A 5,761-nucleotide genomic window follows, 5' to 3' on the forward strand; every position below is an offset into this window, starting at 1 on the left:
GCCTAATGGTGATGGTGGCCCTTCCCCTTGCCGATGAGGTCGTGCCAGAGCGGGCTGTCGTTCCCGTCGCCGTCGCTGTCACCGCCGCCCGAACCGCCCGCCGTGGTCAGCGAGACCGTCTGGCCCTTGCTGACCTGGGTGCCGGGGAACGGGTCGGACATGATCACGGTCGCGTCGTCGTCCTGGGGGCCGGAGATGCCGCCGAGGGTCAGCTGCGCGTCGCTGATCTCCTTCTTGACGTCCTTGAGCTTCTTGCCCGTCAGCGCCGGCATGGCGAACTTCTCGGCGGCCTTGGCGACGGTCAGGGTGACCGTCGAGTTCGGCTGCGCCTGGGTGTTGCCGTCCGGGCTCTGCTTGATGACGGTGCCCGCCGGCTGGTTCGACTCCTGCTCCTGCTTCTGCGGGGTGAAGCCGACGTCGGTGAGCTGCTTGCTCGCGTCCTCCCAGCTCTTGCCGACCACCGGCGGGACCGTCTTGGTCTGCGGGGCCTGGGCGATGGTCAGGGTGACCGTCGCGCCCTTCTCCGCCTTGGCGCCGGAGGCCGGGTCCTGGTCGGTGACCGTGTTGGGAGTCTTCTCGGACTCCTCCTGCTTCTGCTCGACCTTGAAGCCCTTGTCCTTCAGGGTGGACGTCGCGTCGTCCAGGGAGAGCCCGGTGACCGGCGGCACCGAGACCTTCTCGACGCCCTTGGACATGACGACCGTGACCGTCCCGTCGCGGTCGACCTTGCCGCCCGCATCCGGGGTCTGGGTGCAGACCGTGTCCTTCTTCTGGTCCTCGCAGAACTTCGAGCCGCCCTCGACGACCTTGAAGTTGCCGTTCTCGCCCATCTGCTTGGCCTTCGCCAGCGTCTCGCCCGCGAGCGCCGGCACCGGCACCTGGCCGGTCTTGTGGTCCTTGCTCATGAGGGCCTTGCCGATGAAGATGGCGCCGATCAGCACCAGAATGCCCGCGGCGATCAGCAGAATCGTCGAGACGCGGCTCTTCTTGCCGCCGCCGCTGCCGCGCCGCCGGTCCGGGCGGTCGTCGTACCCGCCGTAGCCGCCGTCGTCGTCGCGCATCGGCGGCAGCATGGAGGTCTGGCCCATGGCCGGGTCCTGCGCGTGGAGCATCGCGGTCGGCTGGTCCGCGCCGTAGCCGACCGCGCCCATGGCGGCGGTGGCGGCGACGGGCTGGCCGTCGAGCGCCGCCTCGATGTCGGCGCGCATCTCGTCGGCCGACTGGTAGCGGTAGTCCGGGTCCTTGGTGAGCGCCTTCAGCACGATCGCGTCCATCTCGGGCGTGATCTCGGGGTCGAAGTTGCTCGGCGGCTGCGGCTCCTCCCGTACGTGCTGGTAGGCGACGGCCACCGGGGAGTCGCCGACGAACGGCGGCCGGACCGTCAGCAGCTCGTACAGCAGGCAGCCGGTGGAGTAGAGGTCGCTGCGCGCGTCGACCTGCTCGCCCTTGGCCTGCTCGGGGGAGAGGTACTGCGCGGTGCCGATGACGGCGGCGGTCTGCGTCATGGTCATGCCGGAGTCGCCCATGGCGCGGGCGATGCCGAAGTCCATGACCTTGACCTGCCCGGTGCGCGTCAGCATGACGTTGGCGGGCTTGATGTCGCGGTGGACGATGCCGGCGCGGTGCGAGTACTCCAGGGCCTGGAGGACCCCGATGGTCATCTCCAGGGAGCGCTCGGGCAGCAGCTTGCGGCCGGAGTGCAGGAGCTCGCGCAGGGTGGAGCCGTCGACGTACTCCATGACGATGTACGGGATGGAGACGTTGTCGACATAGTCCTCGCCGGTGTCGTAGACGGCGACGATCGACGGGTGGTTGAGCGAGGCGGCGGACTGTGCCTCTCGGCGGAACCGGGCCTGGAAGGACGGGTCGCGGGCCAGATCCACCCGCAGGGTCTTCACAGCCACGGTGCGGCCGAGCCGGGTGTCATGGGCGAGGTAGACCTCCGCCATGCCACCGCGGCCGAGCACCGAGCCCAGCTCGTACCGGCCGCCGAGGCGACGCGGCTCTTCCATAGATCCAGCCCTCTCCGTCAATCCTGACCGCACCGGTGTGGGGTCCGGCGGTGTGCTGTCCGGGCATACCGTACCCGGCGCGCCTTTGGTGATCCGGGCACGACCGTCACCCGATATCAGACCGGTACCGCCACGTGCGGCGCTCGGTTGCGGGGGTGACCGGGGTCACTTCGCTGTCTTGAGTACCGCCTCCATGACCGCCTTGGCGACCGGCGCGGCGAGCTTGCCGCCCGCGATGTCGTCGCGCAGGGTGTCGGAGCTCTCGATGACACAGGCGACGGCGACCGGGGAGCCCTTGTCGGTCTTGGCGTACGAGACGAACCAGGCGTACGGGTTGGCCTTGTTGTTCTCGCCGTGCTGGGCGGTACCGGTCTTGCCGCCGACCGTGACGCCGTCGATCTTGCCGGCGGTGCCGGTGCCCTTCTCGACGACGGTCTCCATCATCTCCTGCAGCTTCTGGGCGTTGGCGCTGGAGAGCGGCCGACTGTACTCCTTGGGCTCGGTCTGCTCGATGACATTGAGATTCGGCGCCCGCAGCTTGTCGACCATGTACGGCTTCATGAGCTTGCCGTTGTTGGCGATCGCGGCGGTGACCATGGCCATCTGGAGCGGGGTGGCCTGGTTGGACGCCTGGCCGATGCCGGCCATGGCGTTCTGCGGCCGGTTGTCCTTGGGGTAGAGGGACTCGAAGGCGCGCGTCGGCGTGTCGACCTTGGGGTCGTTGTAACCGAACTTCTCGGCTTCCTTCTTCATCGTCGCGTTGCCCAGGTCGGCGCTGATCTTGCCGAAGACGGTGTTGCAGGAGTACCGGAGCGCCTCCCTCAAGCTGGCGTTCTCACAGGGGATGTTGCCCTCGTTGGGCAGCGGCTGCTTGTTCGTGTCGGGCAGGTAGTACGGCAGCGGCGACTTCGTGGGCGCGTCGATGTCGGTGTAGAGACCGTTCTCCAGCGCCGCCGACGCGGTGACCAGCTTGAAGGTGGAGCCGGGCGGATAGGTCTCTTGCAGCGCCCGGTTGACATTCGGCTTGTCCTTGTCGGCCCCCAGCTTCTTCCACGCCTCCTCGTCCTTCTTGCCGCTGCCCGCGATCGTGGACGGGTCGTACGAGGGGGTGTTGGCCAGCGCGAGGATCTTGCCGGTGCGCGGGTCGAGGGCGGCGACGGCGCCCTTCTTCTTGCCGAGTCCCTTGAACGCGGCTTCCTGAGCCTTGGCGTTGAGGGTGGTGACGACGTCGCCGCCCTTCTTGCCCTTGCCGGTGACCATGTCGATGGTGCGGTTGAAGAAGAGCCGGTCGTCCTCACCGGTGAGGATCTTGTCCTCCAGCGCATCGATCCCCTTGGCGCCGAAGACCTGCGAGGTGAAGCCCGTGACGGGCGCCCACATCGCGCCGTCCTTGTACGTCCGCTTGTACTTGAAGTCGAGGCTGTCGGTCTTCGCGGAGCCGGTGATGCGCTGCCCGTCGACGATGATGTCGCCGCGCGGCTTGCTGTACTTGGCGATCAGGACGCGGCGGTTGTGCTCGTGGTTCTTGAGCTCGTCGGCCTGGACGAACTGCACCCAGTTGTCACGGACGAGCAGCGCGAGGACCAGCAGCCCACAGAAGATCGCGATACGGCGCAGGGGTTTGTTCACGGTCGGACCACCTGGGTCATCTCGGCGTCGGGGGACGGGGCTGGGGCCGGAGCGGGTCTGCGGGCGGTGTCACTGATCTTCATGAGGATGGCGATCAGGGCCCAGTTGGCGATCACGGAGGAGCCGCCCTGGGCGAGGAACGGCATGGTCATACCGGTCATCGGGATGAGGCCCATGACGCCGCCCGCGACGACGAAGACCTGGATGGCGAAGGCGGCGGACAGACCCACGGACAGCAGCTTGCCGAAGGGGTCGCGGGCGGCGAGTGCGGTGCGTACGCCGCGCTCCACGATCAGCCCGTAGACCAGCAGCATCGCCATCGTGCCGGCCAGCCCGAGCTCCTCGCCGACGGTGGCGAAGACGAAGTCGGAGTTGGCGGCGAAGCTGATGAGGTCGGAGTGGCCCTGGCCCCAGCCGGTGCCGAGGACGCCGCCGGAGCCGAAGGCGAAGAGGGACTGGGCGATCTGCTCGGTGCCCTGGTGGGTCGTGAAGACGTCGAAGGGGTGCAGCCACGCCATCACGCGGACGTGCACGTGCGGCTCGAAGGTGCCGATGACCGCGGCGCCGCCGACGGACATCAGCAGGCCGAAGACGATCCAGCTGGTGCGCTCGGTGGCGACGTACAGCATGACGACGAACATGCCGAAGAACAGCAGTGAGGTGCCCAGGTCGGTCTCGAAGACCAGGATGAGGAGCGAGAGCACCCAGACGACGATGATCGGCCCGAGGTCGCGGCCGCGCGGCAGGTACAGGCCCATGAAGCGGCGGCTGGCCAGGGCGAGGGCGTCCCGCTTGACCATGAGGTAGCCCGCGAAGAAGACCGCCAGGATGATCTTCGCGAACTCGCCGGGCTGGATGGAGCCGAGACCGGGCAGCGTGATCCAGATCTTGGCGCCGTTCTTGCCCGGGAAGAAGATCGGGGCGACCAGCAGGACCAGCGCGACCACCATGGAGATGTAGGTGTAGCGCTGGAGGATCCGGTGGTCCTTGAGGAAGATCAGGACGGCCACGAACAGGGCGATCGCGATGGCCGAGAAGAGCAGCTGGTTGGGGGCCGACGCCTGGAAGGTGAAGCCCTGCGCCCTGGCGGTGCGCGCCAGCCGCTCGGACTGGTCCAGCCGCCAGATCAGTACGAGGCCGAGCCCGTTGAGCAGCGTCGCCAGCGGCAGCAGCAGCGGGTCGGCGTACGGGGCGAACTTGCGGACCACGAGGTGGCCGACGCCCGCGAGAAGGCCGAGCCCGACCCCGTAGCCGAGCATGCCGGAGGGCATCTCGTCGCTGAGCGCGAGACCGACGTTGGCGTACGCGAAGCACGGGATGACGACGGCGAAGACCAGCAGGGCCAGTTCGGTGTTGCGTCTGCTGGGCGGCCCGATCGTGCTGATGGTGGTGGTCGCGGTGGTGGTGGCGCTGCTCATCGCTGGGTGGCCCCCTATGCCGTTGCTACTGGCTGCTGCTGCACTGTGGGACCAACTTCTGCTCTTCCTCGCTGAGGGTGGGGCCGGGGTTGGGCGTCGGGGTGGAGTTGAGGTGGGTGCTGCTCTGGTTCGTACCGTGCAGCGGCTTGGTGCCGCCCGTCCCGCCTGCCTTCTCCTTCTCCGCCTTCTCCTTGTCGGCCTTTTCCTTCTGCTTCTTCGCCTCGGCCTCGGCCTTCTTGCGCTCGTCGAGCTTCTTGCAGGTGCCGGCGAGGGTCCCGAGGTCCTTGGCCTTCTGCACGGCCTGGTCGCGGTCGGCCAGCGTGATGGTGTCCTGCACGCGGCTGCGCTGGTCGACCGGGAGGTACTTGAGTTCGATCTCGGGGTGGTCCTCGTAGACCTTGTTCATCTTGAACCAGGCGAGATCCTGGTTGATGCCCTGGTAGACCGCGAGGTGCTGGTCCTTGGCGCCCACGTAGTACTGCGTCTGGGTCCAGCGGTAACCGCCGTACAGGCCGCCGCCGATGATGCCGAGCACCACCAGCGTGATCAGCGACCGCTTGAGCCATCTGCGGCCCGCGGAGGGCTTGACGTAGTCGTCGTAGTCGTCGTAAGCCCCCTCGGACGCCTGCCCGGCCGCGTCGCCGCTGCCGGGCGGTCCGAAGCCGCCGGGCTGCGGCGGTACGGGCCGGTTGGCGCGGCCGT

Annotated in this window: 3 protein-coding genes and 1 pseudogene; all 4 read right to left on the minus strand. The window is 68.1% G+C overall.

The window, feature by feature from the left end:
* Nucleotides 1-2: 2 nt before the first annotated feature.
* A complete protein-coding gene (gene pknB, locus ACFU99_RS30605; protein ID WP_384398185.1) occupies nucleotides 3-2,012 on the minus strand; it encodes a Stk1 family PASTA domain-containing Ser/Thr kinase in 2,010 nt (669 codons plus the stop codon).
* Between the two features lie 165 nt (nucleotides 2,013-2,177).
* A complete protein-coding gene (locus ACFU99_RS30610) occupies nucleotides 2,178-3,641 on the minus strand; it encodes a peptidoglycan D,D-transpeptidase FtsI family protein (protein ID WP_384398187.1) in 1,464 nt (487 codons plus the stop codon).
* Nucleotides 3,638-5,059: an FtsW/RodA/SpoVE family cell cycle protein gene (locus ACFU99_RS30615; protein WP_384398189.1), complete on the minus strand. Its 1,422-nt coding sequence runs from the start codon at nucleotides 5,057-5,059 to the stop codon at nucleotides 3,638-3,640. The genes ACFU99_RS30610 and ACFU99_RS30615 overlap by 4 nt, the downstream gene beginning before the upstream one ends.
* Nucleotides 5,060-5,084: 25 nt before the next feature.
* A pseudogene (locus tag ACFU99_RS30620) lies at nucleotides 5,085-5,761 on the minus strand (protein phosphatase); the annotation flags it as partial.

It is taken from the genome of Streptomyces sp. NPDC057654 (assembly GCF_042800135.1).
GTDB lineage: Bacteria > Actinomycetota > Actinomycetes > Streptomycetales > Streptomycetaceae > Streptomyces.